11 protein-coding genes, 2 tRNA genes and 3 rRNA genes are annotated in these 21,093 nt (G+C 36.7%); 3 read left to right on the top strand and 13 right to left on the bottom strand.

What is annotated here, in order from left to right; translation table 11 throughout:
* Positions 1-74: 74 nt before the first annotated feature.
* The 8 genes from LJY17_RS14370 to porU all read right to left on the bottom strand — a co-directional run bounded on the left by LJY17_RS14370 (position 75) and on the right by porU (position 10,957).
* Positions 75-1,133 (bottom strand): mannose-1-phosphate guanylyltransferase, encoded by a 1,059-nt coding sequence (locus tag LJY17_RS14370; RefSeq protein ID WP_264544502.1) that lies wholly within the window; start codon positions 1,131-1,133, stop codon positions 75-77.
* A 49-nt stretch (positions 1,134-1,182) separates the two neighbouring features.
* The gene (locus LJY17_RS14365) at positions 1,183-1,776 is read right to left on the bottom strand and encodes a SprT-like domain-containing protein (RefSeq protein WP_264544501.1); all 594 of its coding nucleotides are present in this window, start codon (positions 1,774-1,776) and stop codon (positions 1,183-1,185) included.
* Between the two features lie 21 nt (positions 1,777-1,797).
* Complete coding sequence (locus tag LJY17_RS14360; protein WP_264544500.1) at positions 1,798-2,517, bottom strand: SDR family NAD(P)-dependent oxidoreductase; 720 nt, start codon at positions 2,515-2,517, stop codon at positions 1,798-1,800.
* A 103-nt stretch (positions 2,518-2,620) separates the two neighbouring features.
* The gene (locus tag LJY17_RS14355) at positions 2,621-4,237 is read right to left on the bottom strand and encodes a pyruvate dehydrogenase complex dihydrolipoamide acetyltransferase (protein WP_264544499.1); all 1,617 of its coding nucleotides are present in this window, start codon (positions 4,235-4,237) and stop codon (positions 2,621-2,623) included.
* A 3-nt stretch (positions 4,238-4,240) separates the two neighbouring features.
* Positions 4,241-5,239 (bottom strand): pyruvate dehydrogenase (acetyl-transferring) E1 component subunit alpha, encoded by a 999-nt coding sequence (gene pdhA / locus LJY17_RS14350; RefSeq protein WP_264544498.1) that lies wholly within the window; start codon positions 5,237-5,239, stop codon positions 4,241-4,243.
* Between the two features lie 128 nt (positions 5,240-5,367).
* The gene (cdd, locus tag LJY17_RS14345) at positions 5,368-5,850 is read right to left on the bottom strand and encodes a cytidine deaminase (RefSeq protein WP_264544497.1); all 483 of its coding nucleotides are present in this window, start codon (positions 5,848-5,850) and stop codon (positions 5,368-5,370) included.
* Between the two features lie 72 nt (positions 5,851-5,922).
* Positions 5,923-7,095 (bottom strand): type IX secretion system outer membrane channel protein PorV, encoded by a 1,173-nt coding sequence (porV, locus tag LJY17_RS14340; protein WP_264544496.1) that lies wholly within the window; start codon positions 7,093-7,095, stop codon positions 5,923-5,925.
* Positions 7,096-7,135: 40 nt separating this feature from the next.
* Positions 7,136-10,957, bottom strand: a complete 3,822-nt coding sequence (gene porU / locus LJY17_RS14335; RefSeq protein WP_264544495.1) for a type IX secretion system sortase PorU — start codon at positions 10,955-10,957, stop codon at positions 7,136-7,138.
* Positions 10,958-11,160: 203 nt separating this feature from the next.
* On the opposite strand from porU, the gene gldJ reads away from it, so the two are divergent.
* The 3 genes from gldJ to LJY17_RS14320 all read left to right on the top strand — a co-directional run bounded on the left by gldJ (position 11,161) and on the right by LJY17_RS14320 (position 14,959).
* Positions 11,161-12,912 carry a gliding motility lipoprotein GldJ gene (gldJ, locus tag LJY17_RS14330; RefSeq protein ID WP_264544494.1) on the top strand — a complete coding sequence of 584 codons (1,752 nt, stop codon included), beginning with the start codon at positions 11,161-11,163 and terminating at the stop codon, positions 12,910-12,912.
* A 66-nt stretch (positions 12,913-12,978) separates the two neighbouring features.
* Entirely contained in the window at positions 12,979-14,262 is a 1,284-nt protein-coding gene (locus LJY17_RS14325; RefSeq protein WP_264544493.1) for a UDP-N-acetylmuramoyl-tripeptide--D-alanyl-D-alanine ligase, read from the top strand.
* Between the two features lie 58 nt (positions 14,263-14,320).
* Positions 14,321-14,959: an endonuclease III domain-containing protein gene (locus LJY17_RS14320; RefSeq protein WP_264544492.1), complete on the top strand. Its 639-nt coding sequence runs from the start codon at positions 14,321-14,323 to the stop codon at positions 14,957-14,959.
* Positions 14,960-15,197: 238 nt separating this feature from the next.
* On the opposite strand, the gene rrf is transcribed toward LJY17_RS14320, so the two are convergent.
* The 5 genes from rrf to LJY17_RS14295 form a co-directional block, all read right to left on the bottom strand.
* Positions 15,198-15,307: ribosomal RNA gene (rrf, locus tag LJY17_RS14315) — 5S ribosomal RNA — on the bottom strand.
* Between the two features lie 139 nt (positions 15,308-15,446).
* Positions 15,447-18,323, bottom strand: a 23S ribosomal RNA gene (locus LJY17_RS14310).
* A 106-nt stretch (positions 18,324-18,429) separates the two neighbouring features.
* Positions 18,430-18,503: transfer RNA gene (locus tag LJY17_RS14305), tRNA-Ala, on the bottom strand.
* Positions 18,504-18,597: 94 nt separating this feature from the next.
* A tRNA-Ile gene (locus LJY17_RS14300) sits at positions 18,598-18,671 on the bottom strand.
* A 90-nt stretch (positions 18,672-18,761) separates the two neighbouring features.
* Positions 18,762-20,277, bottom strand: a 16S ribosomal RNA gene (locus LJY17_RS14295).
* Together the 16S, 23S and 5S rRNA genes with 2 tRNA genes alongside form the textbook arrangement of a ribosomal RNA operon.
* Positions 20,278-21,093: the final 816 nt, after the last annotated feature.

Here is a 21,093-nt window from a genome sequence, read left to right as displayed (position 1 = left end):
TAATTGCTATAAACATTTAAATAAAAAAATCTCATAATTTCTTATGAGATTTTTTTATTAGTGAAGCTTAATTGTTAGTTACCTAACTTAGCAACGACAGCTTTAATATCTTGCTCTTTACTCTTTGGATAAATTAACAAAACGCCCTCTCTATCTACAATAATATAATCGTGTAATCCGTCGATGATAATTAACTTATCAGCATCTGAACGCACAATGTTATTCGATGCATTTTCTAATACTACTTTAGCATTAACTACTGCATTATTATTATGATCTTTATCTAATTTTTCATGTAATGAACCCCAAGTTCCTAAATCATTCCAATCGAAAGTGGCCGGTAAAACATACACATTATTTGCATTTTCCATTACTGCATAATCAATTGAAATATTTTCTGCTAAAGAATAGTTATCTACGATAAATTGTTTTTCATTAGAAGTATTAAAACTATTCCATCCATTTAAGAATAATGCATTCATTTGAGGCTGAAACTTTTCAAAAGCTTCCACAATAGATTTTACACTCCAAATAAAGATTCCGCCATTCCAAAGAAAGTTTCCACTTTCTAAAAAAGACTTAGCCGTTTCATAATCAGGTTTTTCTCTAAATTGCTTTACTTTTTTAACAGCATTCGAATCCGCTTTATCATATTCAATATATCCAAACCCTGTATTAGGAAATGTTGGTTGAATACCCAATGTCATTAATGCATTTTCGCTTTGACAGAAATCAAAACATTGTTGCAAATTATTTGTAAAAGCAATTTCATCTTCAATCCAGTGATCGCTTGGAGCCACCACCATTACCGCATCGGGATTTTGCTTTTTAATTTTTAACGAAGCATATAAAATACATGGAGCCGTGTTACGCATAGCAGGCTCTAACAACACTTGTTCTTGTTTTACCTGAGGCAATTGCTCTAGAACCAAGTCATTGTACTTTTCATTCGTTAATATTAAAATATTTTCAACTGGAATAAGTTTAGCTAATCTCGAAAAAGTCTTTTGGATAAGTGTTTCCCCAGATCCCAACATATCGTGGAATTGTTTTGGAAATTCTGTAGTACTCACAGGCCAAAAGCGAGAACCAACTCCCCCGGCCATTAATATTGCATAATAATTTTTATTCATAATATTTGAGTTACAAAGTAACAAGCTTGCAAAGGTACAAAGATAAACTTTAACTCAACAGCTCAACTTCAGCATTTGGGTTAAACAAATATACTTTTCCAGTTGCAATTTCTAAACATTCTATTCGCTTTGTTCTAAGCGCTACTTTTTTAAAAATTTTCCCATTATGAATTCTAAATGTACTTCCATAAGGAATTTCGAAAACATAATTTTTATCGTTTATTGGGTCAAATTGTTTTAAGGCCAATGCCAAAGTAGTATCTGTATCACTACTTGCTTTAGGATTCCTAAAATGTCTTGCAATAAGTGGAAGTAAATTATTAGGAAAAATTTCTGGTCTAATAAAAGGAACCATTAATCTTTGAAAAGTCATTTTCCATTCATCTCCATGTGGTTTTATTTGTCGTCCATACTTTTCAAAAGCTACTAAATGGGCAATCTCATGAATTAATGTGATTAGAAACCTGTATTTATTCTGTGAAAAGTTCACTGTAATAACATGAGAACCATCTGTATCTCGACGATAATCTCCGTGTCTTGTAATACGTTCATTTACAATTTTGAGATGCACATGATTAGCTTTAATTAACTCAAAACACATTGGAACAGAATTCTCAGGTATGTATTTATATAAAACGTCCATTAAATTATGAATTCACAATTGCTAAGGAGTTGTTGAAGAAACCTGAAGCACTTTTCCGTTATAATATTTATTTCCAGTCAACGCAAAATTAAAAATATAGTCAGCCATTTCTTTTGCTGTTATTGGCGCTCGATAGCCAGGAAAAGCTTCTTGAAGCATTTCTGTTTGCACGGCACCTAAAGCCAAAACATTAAAAGCAATTTCTTTTTCTTTATATTCTTCTGCTAATAATTCTGACAAAGTAATTACTGCTCCTTTACTCGAACTATAAGCAGCTAAACCAGCAAATTTCATGCTACCTTGAATACCTCCCATTGAACTGATTGTAACAACATGACTGCCTTTTGATAAATAAGGAATACAAACACGTGTTAAAGCTGCAACACCAAAAACATTCACTTTATAAATATCTTCAAATTCTTTAGTCGAAATTTGTTCAAAAGGTTTGTGAAGCAAACTTCCTGCATTATGAATTATAATATCCACTTTTTTCCATGTTGAATTGATGAATTTATCCACTTCCTGTAAATCTTCTTCAATAGATAGATCTACCGATAAGCAAGTAATATTTGAATTCTCAATTAATAATTGAGGTGTTTTTCTTGAAATGGCTAATACTTGATAACCTGCATGAGCGAATTGCAACGCTAATTCGTATCCTATTCCTCTAGAAGTTCCTGTGATGATTATATTTTTACTCACAAATTTATATTGTTTTTTGGTGTTCGTGACCCGAGCCATTTTGGCGAACAGATGAAATAATCTTCGATTTCAAAATACTATTTTTTGTAAAAATAAAAAATCCCGAATGAATCGGGACTTTTCATTCTATAATTTTATTTTATTATGCTAACATTGTAACTGGGTTTTCCATAAATGCTTTGAACGTTTGCAAGAATTGTGCTCCAGTTGCACCATCAACAGTTCTATGATCACATGCTAAAGTTACTGTCATTGTATTTCCAACAACGATTTGACCATTTTTAACCACCGGTTTTTCTACAATAGCACCTACTGATAAAATAGCTGAATTAGGCTGGTTGATGATAGATGTGAAAGATTGTATACCAAACATTCCTAAGTTAGAAATTGTAAATGTACTTCCTTCCATTTCTGCAGGTTGGATTTTTTTAGCTTTCGCTCTTCCCGCCATATCTTTAACAGATGCACCAATTTGCGTTAAGCTCATTTGGTCTGTAAATTTCAATACTGGAACCACCAATCCGTCTTCAACAGCTACAGCTACACCAATATTCACATGGTGATTGATAATTGTAGCTTCATCTTTCCATTGAGAGTTCACTTGAGGATGCTTTTTCAATGCCATAGCAGATGCTTTAATCACCATATCATTGAAAGAAACTTTCGTTTCTGGCAAACCATTAATCATATTACGTGAAGCAATCGCATTATCCATATCTAACTCGATAGTCAAATAATAATGTGGTGCAGTAAATTTAGATTCTGATAAACGTTTTGCAATTACTTTACGCATTTGTGAATTTTTCACTTCCTCTTGGAAAACTTCTCCAGCAGGAACAAATGGTTTAACTGCACTAACAGCAGCTTGAGCTTGAGCAACAGCTTGAACTGGCGTACTTACAGCAGCAGCTCCTGGCACAAAATTCTCAACATCTGCTTTTGTAATTCTTCCGTTTTCTCCTGAACCATTTACTTGTGAAAGATTAATTCCTTTCTCTTCTGCAATTTTTTTAGCTAACGGAGAAGCAAAAATTCTACCAGATGTAGTTGCAACCGGAGTTGTAAGCGCAACTGGAGTATTCGTTTCTGCTTTTACTTCCTCAGTTTTTGGAGCCTCAACAGCACCTCCAACTTTAAAGTTAGCCACTACACCTGAAACATCTGTTCCCACAGGGCCTAAAATTGCTAATATACTATCAACTGGTGCCGAACCACCTTCTTCAATACCAATGTACAACAAAGTACCAGCATTGAATGATTCGAACTCCATAGTTGCTTTATCTGTTTCTATTTCAGCAAGGATATCTCCTTCTTTAACTGCGTCTCCAACTTTTTTTAACCAAGTCGCAACTGTTCCTGTTGTCATGGTATCAGACAAGCGAGGCATAGTCACTACTTTTACTCCTACAGGTAATTCAGCTGTTGGAGCAGCAACTTGTGAAGATTTTTCTTCTACAACTGGCACAGCAGTTTCAACTTTAGAAGCAGTTCCTCCATTTAATAATGCCGAAATATCTTCTCCTTCGTTTCCGATAATTGCTAACAATGAATCTACTGGTGCAGATTGACCAGCTTCGATTCCAATATGTAATAGCGTTCCTGCATTGAAAGACTCAAACTCCATAGTAGCTTTGTCTGTTTCAATTTCGGCAAGAATATCACCTTCTTTTACTTTGTCACCCACTTTTTTAAGCCATGTTGCCACGGTTCCTTCCGTCATCGTATCGCTCAAACGAGGCATTGTAATTACTGTTGCCATAATTTATAATCTATGAGGGATAAATGGATAATTTTCTTGTTCATATACTACGTCGTATAATTGCTCTGCAGTAGGGAATGGAGATTCATCAGCGAATTTTTCACATTCAGTTACTAAATCGGCAACTCTCTGGTCGATAGTTTCGATTTCGGCATCAGTAGCATATTTGTTTTCTTTAATCATATCGAGAACCTGAGTAATCGGGTCGATTTTTTTGTATTCTTCCACTTCTTCTTTGGTTCTGTATAATTGTGCATCAGACATTGAGTGTCCTCTGTAACGGTATGTTTTCATTTCAAGAAAGGTTGGTCCGTCGCCACGACGTGCTCTATCAATAGCTTCGTGCATAGCTTCAGCAACTTTAATAGGATTCATACCGTCAACTGGCCCACATGGCATTTCATATCCTAAACCTAATTTCCAGATATCTGTATGATTAGCTGTTCTTTCTACTGAAGTACCCATTGCATATCCATTGTTTTCAACGATAAATACAACTGGCAATTTCCAGTTCATAGCCATATTGAAAGCTTCGTGTAATGAACCTTGACGTGCAGCTCCATCTCCAAAATAAGTTAATGTTACTCCCCCTGTTTCAAAATATTTATCAGCGAAAGCGATACCTGCACCTACTGGAATTTGTGCTCCTACAATACCATGACCTCCATAGAACCCGTGTTCTTTAGAAAAAATATGCATTGAACCTCCCATACCTTTTGAAGTTCCAGTAACTTTACCATATAACTCCGCCATTACTTTTCTTGGATCTACACCCATTGCAATAGGCTGAACGTGGTTTCTGTATGCAGTAATCATTTTGTCTTTAGACAAATCCATTGCATGTATGGCTCCTGCAAGAACTGCTTCTTGTCCGTTGTATAAATGTAAAAATCCTCTAACTTTTTGTTGGATATAAACGGCTGCTAATTTGTCCTCGAATTTACGCCAAAACAGCATATCTTCATACCACTTTAATAAAACTTCTTTTGTTACTTCTTTCATGTGACTTTGTAAAGTATTGTGTGTAATTATTTTATAAGACGCAAAAAATTGACCTCACACAAATTTGCGAAGAGCAAAAGTAAGACATTCCTAATAATTGATAAAATTTACAGCGTAATTTTTCTAATTTATAAATAGTTTTTATCAAATGTAAGCGGTAATAGATTTTGAATCGAATCTGATTTATACACTTCACCTGTTTCTCCCATAAAATATATTTCTATGGAAAGATCTTGCCTAAACTCATATTCAAATATAGACTGACGACAGGCACCACAAGGTGGGATAGGTTTTGTCGTTATATTTTCTGTTGCACCAGCAGTAATAGCCATCTTTACAATTTTAGCATCAGGATATACTGCTCCTGCTTGAAAAATAGCTACTCGTTCAGCGCACAATCCAGACGGATAGGCCGCATTTTCTTGATTTGACCCCACTACTATTTCTCCATTATCCAACAATAATGCAGCTCCAACTTTGAATTTTGAATAGGGTGCATACGCATTTTTCCTTACTTCAACCGCTTTCTTCATTAAATCTTGATCTTCTTTAAAAAGTTCTTCAACTGAATTAAAGACTAAGATTTTCGTGTCAATTTTAATTTCTTTCATACTTTATAAGGGAAAAAAAATCCAAATTTCAAAAAAATGAAATTTGGATTTTTTATTAATTATTTTCTATTTCTAATATTGATCATAGTCATCACCAAAATTAAACGTTAATGAAAAACGCAATGTGTTTTCCAATGGATTTTTGACTTTCGATGCTGAAAACAGATAAGAAACATCTAATGTTATAGCAGTATATCTAAATCCTGCCCCTATCGTTGCAAATTTTCTAGCACCTTTATCTTTACTTTCATTAAAGTACCCAGCTCTTAAAGCAAATGAATCTTGGTACCAATATTCTAAACCTGCCGAATATGTAAATTCTTTTATTTCCTCTTTAAATCCATCAGGCGCATCACCAAAAGATTTAAAAACACCTGATGCCCAACTTATATTATTGTATTCATCAGCTGCTGCTTGATACTCGCTACCATCAACGATACCATTACCATCTTTATCAGTAACAACTTTTGGAGTAGGTACTAATAATTTTGTAAATTCTAAATTAGCAGCAACCTTATTATATTCATCAAAGATAAAATCGAAACCTCCACCTAGTCTTAAATTAGCAGGTAAAAAGTTGGAACTTCTTTCAATATCACCTTCGTATGAAATTTTTGGCCCCAAATTTTGTATATTAAATCCTAAACGATATCTACCGTTAAAATCATTAAAAGCCATCTCTTCAGACTGATAAAAACCAGCAACATCCACCGCAAAAGTATTCGCCGAAGAAGCATCAGTATTTGTTGTTGCAAATCTCAGGTTTGAACGGATATATCTACCAGCAACAGCCATAGAAAATCTATCACTTAATTGAAGTGCATATGATAAATCGAATGCCAATTCGTTTGGTTTAACATTTCCTAATGAATTACTCTCTCTATCAGTTAATTCAATTTCTCCTAAACTAAAATAACGTAAACTACCAGCAAAAGCACTTCTTTCATTAAATCTATTGAAATAATTGATTTGTCCTAATGAAATATCATTTACCAAATCAGTCAAATAAGGTGTGTAACTAGCTGTAAATCCTTGCTTTTTTAAGGAAAAAGCATATTTAGCTGGGTTAAATTGTTGTGAAAACGCATCAGGAGAAGTAGCAACTCCATTATCACCCATACCAGCAGAACGAGCATCGGCTGCAATCAATAAGAACGGTACTCCAGTGGTAATAGGTCTTTCGTTTTGGGCTTGTATATTCAGGGCAAATAATAGTCCGGTAATTAGAAAACCAATTTTTTTCATTTCAGCTTTTATAAATATTTGACAAATATATATTCTTTTATTAAAGTATTACTAGTTTCTCAAACTTTTCCGTCTTTTTATTCGTTAAAGTTGACTTAACAGTTAATTTATACACATATACTCCCTTACCTATTTTATCCCCAAAATCATCTCTTCCATCCCAAGTAATATCTCTTGAAGTAAAACCTTCTGTAGTGATTAATTGATTTTTAGACCACACTATCTTTCCAGTAACTGTCATAACTTGAACTTGTACCTCAAGAGGTTCTGAAGGTTTATTATGCGTAAACCAAAACTCAGTATGATTAACAAATGGATTTGGATAATTTAAAACATTTGTAATCATCAATGTTTCATCACCCACTACTATAAACTGTAACTCTGCAGTTATCAAATTATTGTACACATCCCATGCTTTAAATGTTAAAGTATGTAATCCTGGAGCTAAATTTCTAAAAGGATACTTTAATTTTCCTTGCGTATAATCATTTAACTCAGTTTCATAATAATCATTTAACACATAAGGTTTTGTTTCATCACCATCCAGATAAGCAATGATATCATGACCAATTCCACTTGCCGTATTTATTCCATGCTCATCCTCAAGAAATGCCAAGAAAAGAGGTGATTGATCTGTAATTCCTCCAGAAACAAATGTTTCATCATTCATATAAATTCTGACACGAGGCCCAGTGATATCAACCTCTGCATTAGTATTTATTCCTCCTACCTTAATAGTAGTATCCCATCCTGTTTGATTTTGAAGTAATGTATTATGTTTTGCATAAAAACTCACCTTACCATTACCAACATTTATTTTTATATCTTTTGGAACTACAAACCCAAATTCAAACAAACCGTTATTTACAGAAGCATTACCTCTAAAAATAGTTTCTCCAAGGGTTACAAAACTCATTGGAGTCCCAATCCCATCATTAACCAATGTACCACGATTAACATCTTTATCAAAAATCTGAACCGCCACATCACCATTATAAGATGTCAAAACATTATCTAACTCATCCGTCACTTCTCCCGACAATTTAACAAAACTAAGCGCTTGTAAATTATCTGTAGATAAAGCAATTGGAACATCATTTATTTTTGTTAATCGGACTTTAGGCTTAGCAATAGCTAACATCAAGGCTGGATCACCAATGTAAGAAATAACATTATTCCCTGGGTTTGAAGAAGCAGCCTTTGTTAAACGAACAGCTTCTGCAATAGAAGGATAAACATTTGATCCATACGAGAACAATCTTGCTCCAAAATTAGTATTAAAAGTCTCGCCTGTACCTTGTCCAATTTGCCTCGTCGTTGTTACCATCGCTATTGAACCTCCTGCTGGATTTTGATATACAAGCTCGCCAGCTGTTGGCCTTAAAGGGTTATCAAAACGAGTAAATTCACATGTCACAGTTATAAACAATGGGTATTTATATTTGTTTGCCAAAGTTTTTGCATCTGGAATTTCAAAGATTCTCTCACTTGAAAGACCATCTTCTCCCCCATGACCTAAATAGTTAAAAACCAACGCTCCTTGACCAAAAGCATTAAACATTTCTTCTCTCGCTTTAGGATACTTTTGCCCTCCTGATGTAGTTTCCTGAACATAGGCATCCATATAGATTTTTTTAAGATTGATGAATTTTTTTTGATTTACTATTACATCACCCAAAGCATTCATGTTTTGCTGCAAAGTACTATCACTGCCTTTATCAATATCGTCTGAAATAAATACTATATTATTACGCCATCTTCCATATGATTTTAAGTCGTGGTAGTCAATAATTTTAGTAACCATCTGTTCTGCTTGCTCAACATTACTTACCAAAATTCTACCAACAGCTAAATCCAAACCTAAATTTGACAGCATATTTCCTTCATTAGAATCCATTAATCCAAAATAATCGTCTGAGACAAACGAAGAAACTAAAGAAAAACTTTCTAAAGAATGAAAAATAGGAACCACATTAGTATTATTCTGAATTCTATCTTTAAAATCAAAAGAAGCATCTCCAAACAAGCAAACGTATTTTATTCTATCTCCAGGAACAAAAGGATCATTATCGTAAATATATTTCACAAAATTCCTAATTGCACCAATATCTGGCTTACCAGAAGAAAACTCTTTGTACAACATCTCTAATGTAACCACTTTAACATTCAACGAAGAATAATTTCTATGAAAATTTGCCAATCTTTCTGCCTGACCTGACAAATAAGCTGGTGAAACAATTACATAATCGACATCCTTTAATTGACCTTGATTATCATAAAAAATGGTGCCTTTTAAATCCTGATTTGAAACAGAAGGATCACTATCTTTTTCTGGACTATAAAAGTCGTTATTATCAACTACAATATATTTTTTAGCTTGCCCCATTGTAGCTTTAACAGAAATTGTTGACAACCCTGAGTTTTGCTTAGAAGTAACATTATATATATCTGTAATATCCCAAATTTGCCCAATACTGGTTGCGTTACTTATCTGATATTCACAAACACCAACTTGAGTAGTAACATCATTAACTTTAAAACGAAATTGTTTACCAAAACCTTTCAAATCTGATTTAGCAGTAATTGCTATATAATCAAGAAATGCATTACTACTAGGAACACCATTATTATTATATTTTAATACAACAGATATATTTTGTGAATTTGAAGAATATGACGTGTCAAGAATATTTGCCGATGCATAAACTGGACCTTGTGGGTTTGATGCAGTAAATGAAATAGCACCAATTGACTGCCCATTAACATTGACCCCCATATTCGTAACTGACGCAGCTGACGCAGCAGCCCTAACCTTTATCTTGATTGGATTGGCCGTTTGTATGTTAGGAAAATTAAATTGAAAAGTTTGTTGATTTTCAAAATTAAACTGCTCACCATACCATGTTCTCCCTAATCTAGCTATATTAACCCTATCAATTTCATGAAATTGATAATCATCAAAAGAGGAGTAAACATTATTAGGAGATTGAATTGGTTCATTTAAATTTTGAATTCTTTTACCGTTCCCAATTGAAGAAGTAATGTAGTAATAGGATTTATCTCCGTACAAATTAACGTGTGTTTCACTATCATCATTCCAATTATCAACTCCTTCCGCATAAAAAAGAATATAATCATTATCTTGGAAAGAACCATCTTCTTCACCAATAAATTGAATAGCATTTTCAGCAATATCAAATGGATAAGGCACAGAATTTACAAGCGGAATCATCCTCCCACCATTACCGTATATTTTAATAGTCCTAGGATCAACATTAACATTAAAACCCAAGCTAGATAAAAATGCTTTAGTAATTTTATACACACCAGATCTTTGAACATAAAACCTTTTCCATTCTCCAGTTTTTAAAACAGAACTTGACAAGGCCATTACATTTTTGGAAGAAACTGAAGACACAGTTGAATAACTAAATGAATATTCTAAACTTTTTACCTTTTTATAAACACCATCTTGTTTAATAATTGGCGAAAAAGAAAAAACAGCGTAGTTCACATCTCTAGCCTTAGCATTAGAAATTGTTGCTACAATATTAGATTTTATTTTTGCTTTATTTAATTCCCCTAAAGTCTCTGAAGAAATATTTTCCAAAACAAGATTTGAAATAATTAAACTACCTTCATCAATATCAGCATCAGTCTTAAATTTCTCCGATAATAAAATGGTTTTACTTTCATCATTAAACTGAAGACTTTCGGACTTTATAAATGGAATTCTAAACTGGAAAGATTGATTGTGTTTATACAAACTATTCTCAATCCATTCAACAGAAACTTTCCTCTTTTCCTGAGCAAAGGAAAATAAATAAAAAAAAAGTGTAACTATTAAGGAGTATTTTTTCATATATAACACTATAACGTCGTAAAAGAAATTTTATTTCAGCTTGTAAAAATATGGTATTTAATACAATAATAAAAAACATTATTCGTTAACAAAAATGGGAAAAAAATCAAATTTTAAGATTTTTTTAAATATTTATCAAAAAGGTGTTGCAGTTTAATGGTTAATTATTATATTGCGCCACAAAATAATTACCTACTGAAAGTATGAAAGTAAACAAAATTATGACTGTAAGAATACTATTCTCCATGATAGTATTGTTTGGTTTTGCTAGCTGTAGCAAAAAGTCAAGCTCGAAAAACACTTCGTCAGCTACTGGATGGAAAATTAATGACCCTAATGGAGGTTTCCAGTACAATTCAAGCTTTACTAAACAAGAAACTGCCCCTGGTTTAGTACTAGTTGAAGGAGGTACGTTCACAATGGGTAAAGTTCAAGACGACCCAATGCACGACTGGAATAACTCTCCAAGTCAACAACACGTACAATCTTTTTACATGGATGAAACAGAAGTTACTAACATGATGTACATGGAGTATCTTGATTGGGTTAAGAGAGTATTCCCACCAACTGACGAGAATTACAAACATATATATGAAGGTGCATTACCAGATACTTTGGTTTGGAGAAATAGATTAGGTTATAATGAAACTATGACTAACAACTATTTAAGACATCCAGCTTATAAAGATTATCCTGTTGTAGGTGTAAACTGGTTACAAGCTACTGAGTTTGCTAAATGGAGAACAAATCGTGTTAACGAAGCTATTCTTGAAAGAGAAGGTTACATGAAAAAAGGAGCAAAAGTAGTTGATGTAGATGCAAATAATACTTTTGATACTGAAGCCTATTTAGTTTCTCCTTCTACTTCATTTGGTGGTAATGAGGAAATTATTTTACAAAAAACTGGTCGTGGAGGCAAAAAAGCTAAAGCTAAAAAAGCTAAAGGAGATGATGCTGATGCTACTGCTACTGCTGGTGCTGAAGGACCGACTAATGTATATGCACAAAAAACATCTGGTGTTTTATTACCAGAATATAGACTTCCAACAGAAGCTGAGTGGGAATATGCTGCTGCTGCAGATGTAGGTCAAAGAGAATACAACATTTATAGAGGACAAAAGAAATATCCTTGGAAAGGTCAATATACTAGATCTGGTAAAAGACAAACAAGAGGTGATCAATTGGCTAACTTCAAACAAGGTAAAGGAGATTACGGAGGAATTGCAGGATGGTCAGATGACGGTGCAGATATTACAGCTCCCGTAAAATCTTACAAGCCTAACGATTTCGGACTATATGATATGGCTGGTAACGTTGCTGAATGGGTACAGGATGTATACCGACCAATGGTTGATGATGAAGCAAATGACTTCAACTACTTCCGTGGTAACGTTTATACTAAAAATAAAATCGACAAAGATGGCAAATTAGAGTTTGTAACTTCTGAAACAATCAAATATGATACGTTAAGTAATGGTAAAGTTGTTGCAAGAAACAAACCAGGAGAAATTGCTCAAGTGCCTGTTGACGAAAACGAAACTTATTTAAGACAAAACTTCTCTACAAGTAACAATATTGGATACCGAGACGGAGACAAACAATCAACTCGTTATTTTGATTTTGGAAGCGCTGAAGAAGGAGAAAAAATAAGCGAAAAGAAAAGAATGTATGACTCTCCTATTCACAAAGTAGAAGTTGTTAAGGATAGTACTGGAAAAATTGACAGCACTGCTAAATTGAGTCGTAAGTTTGACAAAACTGGAAAAAGAACAACTTTAATTGGCGATGATGTAAGAGTTTACAAAGGAGGGTCATGGAGAGACAGAGCTTATTGGTTAGATCCAGCTCAGAGAAGATACTGCCAACAAGAAATTGCTTCTGACTACATTGGATTCAGATGTGCAATGTCTAGAGTAGGTCCAAAATCTGACTTCAAGAAAAGACCAAGAAACTAATAATTTTGTTTACATATAATTAAAAGCCCCTTTTTGGGGCTTTTAATTTTTTCTTACTTTCGCAATATGAGAATAGAAGATATCTACCAATGTTTTTTACAATGTGACTCAGTTTCTACTGATACACGTAAAATTGAACCTAATTCCCTTTTTATAGCATTAAAAGGGGAAAAATTTGATGCAAATACCTTTGCTGAAGAAGCACTAAAAAAAGGAGCTTTGTTTGTTATAATTGATGACAAAAAATATTTTACTAATGAAAATAAAATGTTATTAGTAAAAGATAGCTTACAAACATTACAAGAACTCGCAAATTATCATAGAAATCAATTAGGATTACCAATAGTTGCATTAACAGGTAGTAACGGAAAAACAACTACAAAGGAACTTATTAACTCAGTTCTCTCTATGAAATACAACACAAAAGCCACTATTGGAAATCTTAACAACCATATAGGTGTGCCTTTGACTTTGCTTTCATTTGATGAAAACACTGACATAGGCATAGTTGAAATGGGTGCAAATCATCAAAAAGAAATTGAAATGCTTTGCGAAATAGCACAACCAGATTATGGCTATATCACAAATTTTGGTAAAGCCCACTTAGATGGTTTTGGGGGTTTTGAAGGTGTTATAAAAGGGAAAAGCGAACTATATTCTTATCTAAGAAAAAATGAAAAAACAGTTTTCATCAATAGTGATGACCCCTTACAAGTAGAAAAAGGAGCTAATATTAAATGTTTTACTTTTGGCCTGAAAAATGAGGCTAATATTATAATAAAATATGTTGAAGCAAACCCAATGGTTAAAATTAGTTTCAATAATCAACTAATCAATTCACATTTAATTGGAATTTACAATGCCAACAATATAAATGCTGCAATTACTATTGGTAAATATTTCAACATAACCGATTCAGATATAAAAAAGGCAATTGAAGATTACCAACCTAACAATAATCGCTCACAATTAATTGAAAAAAAAACAAACAAAATAATTCTAGATGCATACAATGCTAACCCAAGCAGCATGCTTGCAGCAATAACCAACTTTATACAACTTGATTCAAACAACAAAATTGCCATTTTAGGCGACATGTTTGAACTAGGTGACGAAAGCATTGATGAACATAAAAAAATAGTTGAAATCCTCACTAAAGAGCCTTCTGTTAAAACGTTTTTCATAGGTAAAGATTTTTATAGTAATAAAATAGACATAAATCACGTTTTTTTCTTCGAAAATTTTTTAAGTTTTGCTGAAAAATTTAAATCAATTCCTATTGAAAATAAAACAATTCTAATAAAAGGTTCCAGAGGAATGGCCTTAGAAAAAACATTAGATTTACTATAATATTAATCCAGCCTTGCGCTGGATTTTTTTATTAAATTTATTTACAAATAAAATAATCATGAGTGCAACTAAGACATGGGAAGAAAAATTAACTCCTCTCCTAACTAAATATAAAAACAAAAAACATCCTTTAGAGTATCAAAACTTATATCAGCTTATGATTATGGTGATACTCTCCGCACAAGATTCTGATGCAAATATTAACAAAATCACCCCTGCCTTGTTTAAAATTTATCCTAATTTGGAAAGTTTGTCAGTTTCTAACACCGAGGCTTTGATTCCCTTTATTTCAAAAGTGAGAAACTTTGGAACAAAAGCAGGATGGATCATTGAAATTGCTCAAGAACTAAAAGAAGATAAAAAAATTCCACTAACAATGGAAAGTTTAGTTTCACTAAAAGGAATAGGAAGAAAATCGGCAAACGTTATCATGCGTGAGATGAATTCCCCTTCAGAAGGCATAATTTGTGATTTACATGTTATAAGAGTGGCTCCTAGAATTGGCTTAATCCCCGAAACCAAAGACGGGAACAAAGTTGAAAAACAGCTAATGCAAGTTTTACCAAAAGAAATTTGGGGAGAAATTGGCATGGCTATTTCATTTTTAGGGCGCGAAATCTGCCGACCTACCAATCCTAAATGTGATCAATGTCCGATTAATATTCATTGTGACTACTTCAAGACGCTTAAAAATTAGACTGAAGCACAAAATATAACATATTAAAAATCAACACAAAGCAGTTTTTTTTTATGGCGTGCCCCTAAAGGGTGTCGGGCTGTCCACTATATCTTTTGCATTTAACTTGCAAAAGGATATCGTTTCCATCCCTCACGCTATATTTTCAATAAAATAACGGGGCAATTTTTCATTTTTTTATTTCATAAAACTATATAAAACAAAAAACCCCTCATCGAATGATGAAGGGTTTTCTAAAGAAAGGCAGCGACATACTCTCCCACAGGATTGCAGTACCATCTGCGCAGGCGGGCTTAACTTCTCTGTTCGAGATGGGAAGAGGTGAGCCCCGCCGCAATAACCACCTTAAGGTCGTTTTGCAAGGGTGATTTGGTTAAAACCAGACCAACATTACACAATATCTTAACATACTGAGATAAAAATCATTGATCCCTGAGGTATACTCGAAGGGAGAAAGTTTGCCGCGCCCCTTGCGGGGCGCATGCACGTACATAAGCTTACGGGTTATTAGTACTACTCGACTATGACATTACTGCCTTTACATCTATAGCCTATCAACGTGGTCATCTTCCACGACCCTTAAAAGAAATCTCATCTTGTGGTGGGTTTCGCGCTTATATGCTTTCAGCGCTTATCCCTTCCCGACGTAGCTACTCTGCGATGCCCCTGGCGAGACAACAGATACACTAGAGGTCAGTCCAATTCGGTCCTCTCGTACTAGAATCAGATCCACTCAAATTTCTAACGCCCACAGTAGATAGAGACCGAACTGTCTCACGACGTTCTGAACCCAGCTCGCGTGCCACTTTAATGGGCGAACAGCCCAACCCTTGGGACCTTCTCCAGCCCCAGGATGTGACGAGCCGACATCGAGGTGCCAAACCCCCCCGTCGATATGAGCTCTTGGGGAGATCAGCCTGTTATCCCCGGCGTACCTTTTATCCTTTGAGCGATGGCCCTTCCATGCGGAACCACCGGATCACTATGCTCTACTTTCGTACCTGATCGACCTGTATGTCTCTCAGTCAAGCTCCCTTATGCCATTGCACTCTACGCACGGTTACCAAGCGTGCTGAGGGAACCTTTAGAAGCCTCCGTTACTCTTTTGGAGGCGACCACCCCAGTCAAACTACCCACCAAGCAATGTCCCCCACAATATGGGGTTAGACCTCAGATAAGCAAAGGGTGGTATTTCAACAATGACTCCACAACGCCTGGCGACGCCATTTCACAGTCTCCCACCTATCCTACACATCACTTATCCAAGACCAATACTAAGCTATAGTAAAGGTGCACAGGGTCTTTTCGTCCCACTGCGGGTAAACGGCATCTTCACCGTTACTACAATTTCACCGAGCTCATGGCTGAGACAGTGTCCAGATCGTTACACCATTCGTGCAGGTCGGAACTTACCCGACAAGGAATTTCGCTACCTTAGGACCGTTATAGTTACGGCCGCCGTTTACTGGGGCTTCAATTCAATGCTTCTCCGAAGATAACATCTCCTCTTAACCTTCCAGCACCGGGCAGGTGTCAGGCCCTATACTTCATCTTACGATTTTGCAGAGCCCTGTGTTTTTGATAAACAGTCGCCTGGACCTTTTCACTGCGGCCAGCTTGCGCTGGCGACCTTTCTCCCGAAGTTACAGGTCTATTTTGCCTAATTCCTTAGCCATGAATCTCTCGAGCACCTTAGGATTCTCTCCTCAACTACCTGTGTCGGTTTACGGTACGGGTTCTTATAATCTAAGTTTAGAGGTTTTTCTTGGAAGCCCTTAGGCACACTATCCCTTTGTCCGAAGACGCCGAGTACTATCGCATTTCACCAAATTCTCCGGATTTGCCTAGAGAACCTATAGCTAAGTGCTTTAACGAACTATTCCGTCAGTTCGCGGTGCTTTCATCACTCCGTCACCCCATCACAATTATAAGAAGTACGGGAATATTAACCCGTTGGCCATCGACTTCCCCTTTCGGGTGCGCCTTAGGACCCGACTAACCCGCAGCTGATTAGCATAGCTGCGGAAACCTTAGTTTTTCGGTGTGCGGGTTTCTCGCCCGCATTATCGTTACTTATGCCTACATTTTCTTTTCTAACCAGTCCAGCATACCTTACGATACACCTTCAACCCTGTTAGAATGCTCCCCTACCACTTGTATATAATACAAATCCATAGCTTCGGTAGTATACTTATGCCCGATTATTATCCATGCTCGTCCGCTCGACTAGTGAGCTGTTACGCACTCTTTAAATGAATGGCTGCTTCCAAGCCAACATCCTAGCTGTCGATGCAGACAAACCGCGTTCTTTCAACTTAGCATACATTTGGGGACCTTAGCTGATGGTCTGGGTTCTTTCCCTCTCGGACTTGGACCTTAGCACCCAAGCCCTCACTGTTAGTGAACATTATATAGCATTCGGAGTTTGTCAGGAATTGGTAGGCGGTGAAGCCCCCGCATCCAATCAGTAGCTCTACCTCTATATAACTTTATAACTAACGCTGCACCTAAATGCATTTCGGGGAGTACGAGCTATTTCCGAGTTTGATTGGCCTTTCACCCCTACCCACAGGTCATCCGAAGACTTTTCAACGTCAACCGGTTCGGACCTCCACTATGTGTTACCACAGCTTCATCCTGCCCATGGGTAGATCACACGGTTTCGCGTCTAACACTACTGACTAAAGCGCCCTATTCAGACTCGCTTTCGCTACGGATCCGTGACTTAATCACTTAACCTTGCCAGCAACGTTAACTCGTAGGCTCATTATGCAAAAGGCACGCCGTCACCCCACGAAAGGGCTCCGACCGCTTGTAAGCGTATGGTTTCAGGATCTATTTCACTCCGTTATTCACGGTTCTTTTCACCTTTCCTTCACAGTACTGGTTCACTATCGGTCTCTCAGGAGTATTTAGCCTTAGCGGATGGTCCCGCCAGATTCAGACAGGGTTTCACGTGCCCCGCCCTACTCAGGATACCACTATTCTTATCTTTTCTTACTTATACGGGACTATCACCCTCTGTGGTTTACCTTTCCAGGTAATTCTAATTCAATCCGCAAGAAATATCGTGGTCCTACAACCCCAACATTGCCGTAACAACATTGGTTTGGGCTAATCCGCGTTCGCTCGCCACTACTTACGGAATCACTTTTGTTTTCTTCTCCTCCGCCTACTTAGATGTTTCAGTTCAGCGGGTTTGCCCCCTATCGGGTACTATATCTTCAATATAGTGGGTTGCCCCATTCGGATATCTACGGATCAATTCGTGTGTGCCAATCCCCGTAGCTTTTCGCAGCTTATCACGTCCTTCTTCGCCTCTGAGAGCCTAGGCATCCCCCATACGCCCTTATTTTGCTTATTGTACTTTTCGTTTTTATACATTACTGTATAAAAACTGTGTTCTTTCTACTTTTTAAATGTTTTTTTATCTCAATATGTCAATGAACGGTTGTTCCTTTTGGAACCAGTGGAGAATATCGGAGTCGAACCGATGACCTCCTGCGTGCAAGGCAGGCGCTCTAGCCAGCTGAGCTAATCCCCCGTATATTTAGTCGTCAGTTAACAGTTTTCAGTTAACAGTACTTCAAACGGTTACTCAACCTCTAAAATTTCCTTTTTTAATCAAAAAAACTTAGTAGTCCCGCCCAGACTCGAACTGGGGACCCCTACATTATCAGTGTAGTACTCTAACCAGCTGAGCTACGAGACTCTGTTTTTTAATTATTGTATTATTTGAATTAACAGCAAGAGTAAAAAAAATCTTAAGAACTTTTTCCTAACTTCTTTTTATAGTCTCTAGAAAGGAGGTGTTCCAGCCGCACCTTCCGGTACGGCTACCTTGTTACGACTTAGCCCTAGTTACCAGTTTTACCCTAGGCAGCTCCTTGCGGTCACCGACTTCAGGTACCCCCAGCTTCCATGGCTTGACGGGCGGTGTGTACAAGGCCCGGGAACGTATTCACCGCAGCATGGCTGATCTGCGATTACTAGCGAATCCAGCTTCACGGAGTCGAGTTGCAGACTCCGATCCGAACTGAGAACGGTTTTGTAGATTCGCTCCTACTTGCGTAGTGGCTGCTCTCTGTACCGTCCATTGTAGCACGTGTGTAGCCCAAGGCGTAAGGGCCGTGATGATTTGACGTCATCCCCACCTTCCTCACAGTTTGCACTGGCAGTCTTGCTAGAGTTCCCGACATGACTCGCTGGCAACTAACAACAGGGGTTGCGCTCGTTATAGGACTTAACCTGACACCTCACGGCACGAGCTGACGACAACCATGCAGCACCTTGAAAAACGTCCGAAGAAAAGTCTGTTTCCAAACCTGTCGTTTCCCATTTAAGCCTTGGTAAGGTTCCTCGCGTATCATCGAATTAAACCACATGCTCCTCCGCTTGTGCGGGCCCCCGTCAATTCCTTTGAGTTTCAAACTTGCGTTCGTACTCCCCAGGTGGGATACTTATCACTTTCGCTTAGCCACTCAGATTGCTCCGAACAGCTAGTATCCATCGTTTACGGCGTGGACTACCAGGGTATCTAATCCTGTTCGCTCCCCACGCTTTCGTCCATCAGCGTCAATCCACTTGTAGTAACCTGCCTTCGCAATTGGTATTCCATGTAATCTCTAAGCATTTCACCGCTACACTACATATTCTAGTTACTTCCAAGTAATTCAAGTTCTACAGTATCAATGGCCGTTTGATCGTTGAGCGACCAGATTTCACCACTGACTTATAAAACCGCCTACGGACCCTTTAAACCCAATGATTCCGGATAACGCTTGGATCCTCCGTATTACCGCGGCTGCTGGCACGGAGTTAGCCGATCCTTATTCTTACGGTACCGTCAAGACTCTTCACGAAGAGTTGTTTCTTCCCGTACAAAAGCAGTTTACACACCATAGATGCTTCATCCTGCACGCGGCATGGCTGGTTCAGGCTTGCGCCCATTGACCAATATTCCTCACTGCTGCCTCCCGTAGGAGTCTGGTCCGTGTCTCAGTACCAGTGTGGGGGATCTCCCTCTCAGGACCCCTACCCATCGTTGCCTTGGTATGCCGTTACCACACCAACTAGCTAATGGGACGCATGCTCATCTTGTACCGTTGGAACTTTAGTAATAAATAGATGCCTATTCATTACACTATGGGGTATTAATCCAAATTTCTCTGGGCTATCCCCCTGTACAAGGTAGATTGCATACGCGTTACGCACCCGTGCGCCGGTCTCAAGGAAGCAAGCTTCCTCTACCCCTCGACTTGCATGTGTTAAGCCTGCCGCTAGCGTTCATCCTGAGCCAGGATCAAACTCTTCATCGTATAATTTTTAAAAGCTTGCGCTTTTGATTTGTAGACAAAGAATGCTAGGTTTTTCAAATCTCTCGATTTCTCTTACTCTTATTTTTTTGTGCTTCAAACATCTCTGCTCGAAGCGGCTGTCAATCCAATATGTCTATGAACGTTTCTTCTTGTTTTTCGCTAAACTTCTTTCGTTGTTTTTGCGGGTGCAAAGGTAGAAATCTTTTTCTAATCTCGCAAATAATTTTTGATTTATTTTTTATCTTTTTTCAAGACTAAAATCTTAAATTATTTACTCAATATTTCAAATGAACTTCTCTTCGTTTGCGGGGTGCAAAGGTAAAAACTCTTTTCTTATTTACCAAAACTTCTTGAAACTTTTTTTTGAGAAAATTTTCAATCCGTTTTTCTAATCAATAATACTTAAGAACCTCTCCGTTGCGGGGTGCAAAGATAACATCTTTATTTTCTTATCTCCAAATCTTTTTCGTGATTTTTTTTAATTTTTTTGCTCTCGCTTTAAACTCAATCACTTAAAGATTTTTTAACACTATGATAAAGAACTTTGCTTGTTTACAACCGTTTTGTTGTTGATTGCGGGTGCAAAAGTACCACCTTTTTTCAATTACGCAAGCCTTTTATAAAACTTTTTTTAATCTTTTTTACACTTACTCTGACCCACAGTAAGTTAGATGTAAAAGTTTTTTTTGATAGTATTACAGTGTCGAAAAGTAATGGAATTTAAACATCCGTTTTACACTATACATATATAATAAGTACCTTTCTTTTTACTATACTATATATATACTTATCCTATACACTATTATATATAGGTAT

Source organism: Flavobacterium hankyongi (genome assembly GCF_036840915.1).
Taxonomy (GTDB): domain Bacteria; phylum Bacteroidota; class Bacteroidia; order Flavobacteriales; family Flavobacteriaceae; genus Flavobacterium; species Flavobacterium hankyongi.
Note: the sequence above shows the minus strand (reverse complement) of the source record. Positions and strands in the feature narration are given on the sequence as shown.